1 protein-coding gene is annotated in these 1,525 nt (G+C 64.7%); it reads right to left on the reverse strand.

The window, feature by feature from the left end; genetic code table 11:
- Positions 1–2 precede the first annotated feature (2 nt).
- On the reverse strand, positions 3–1,525 hold a 1,523-nt coding region (locus QMA15_RS32560), incomplete at its 5' end, for a cellulase family glycosylhydrolase (protein WP_356703148.1).

The raw sequence follows: 1,525 nt of genomic DNA on the forward strand, positions 1-1,525 counted from the left end.
GATCAGCTTGCCGGCGTCACCGTGACTGTGACGGGGCCCGCGTCGTCCGCGGTTTCCACTGTGAGAAGCCGGCTTTGGGGGTTCCAGTTCACGATGTCGGCGCCTGCGACGTCGACGCCGCCGGGAAAGCCGCTCTCGGGTAGGTAGATCTCGGTCGGTGCCGTCACCGCGGGGTTCGGGGTGAACGTCAGCTGAAGGCGGTCGACGCTCGAGGACCATTCGGTGGGTGTGCCAGCGACGGCACGCGGATACGGCTTGTTCAGGGTGTCGACGAGGAGTGTCTGTGTTCCGTCCGGCAGGTACGGGCCCCAAGGCCCCGGATCACTGGACCAGTACGAGACGCCCGCGCCGAGTTCTCGGGCGGTCGTGTAGACGCGGTCGATGTAGTCGGTTGCGCCGGGCAGTGTTGTGTCGAGCCCGAATTCGCCGAGAATGACCGGGACGCCGCCGAGTACGTTTCCGGCGATGTGTTCGACGCTGTCGCGCCAGGTGTCGATGGTCGCGTCGGTGAGTGTGCGTGAGAGGCCGGAGTATCCGTCACCGAGGTCGAGGGGCAGTGGGTACAGGTGTGGGCAGTAGGCGATTCGCTGTTCGCCGGCTCGTGGGTCGTTGATCTTCGTGAGTCCGCTGGGGACACCTTGGTTGACGCCGACGGCCTGCGGGGCCACACACACCCAGCTGTCCTGATCGACTTCCCTGATGGCGTTGGTGGTTCGCTGATACAGGGCAGCGAGGGGCCCACCTTCGAATGCGGGGCCTTGGAGGGAACCGCCCCACGGCTCGTTCATCAGGTCGTATGCCACGACGGTGTCATTGCCTGCAAAACGTTCGGCCACCGCCTGCCATGCGTTCGCGTAGTGCTCGACCAGTTCGGGGTGTTGGCCGGTGGTGTTCCAGAAGTTGTCGAATGCGCGCATCACGCCGGGTTGGATGTAGTACAGCTCCCAGCGGTCTTGAGGGCTGACCGGAAGGCCGTCCATGTATGTCGCCCAGGCCGGTGCGCCGTTGCCGATGTTGCCGGCGCCGTTGCCGCTGTTGCCCTCTGGTGTGATCGCGCCGGAATAGACGTCTTGATGCATGTCGAGCATGACCTTGTAGCCGCGCTCGGCATACCAGCTGACCCGGTCCTCGACGCGGTCGAGATACTCCTGGTCGTACTGTCCTGGTTCCGGTTCGACCGAACGCCAGGAGATCAGGAACCGCACGAAATTTGTTCCCATGTCGGCATGTTCGCGCTCGAGGTCGGCTTCGGTGAACTTCGGCATGCCGTCGGGTGCGCTTTTTGCGCTCGACGCCGTGTTGAACCCTCGCAGGATCAAGGAGCGGCCGGCGTCGTCGGTCAGGTACGACGGCGGCACGTCCGTGCCTCCGGCGCTCCCCGACGTGGGCAGGCTGCCCTGAGCCGCGGCAATGCCGCCGCCCAGTATCAGTGAGCCCGCGACTATCAGTGCTGAGAGCGGGATACGGCGCACGGAAACTCCTCCTGGATGTGTGGATGGATTGACTTGTCCGACTGGGGATTCAG

The organism is Rhodococcus sp. APC 3903 (genome assembly GCF_030407755.1).
Classification (GTDB): Bacteria; Actinomycetota; Actinomycetes; order Mycobacteriales; family Mycobacteriaceae; genus Rhodococcus_F; species Rhodococcus_F erythropolis.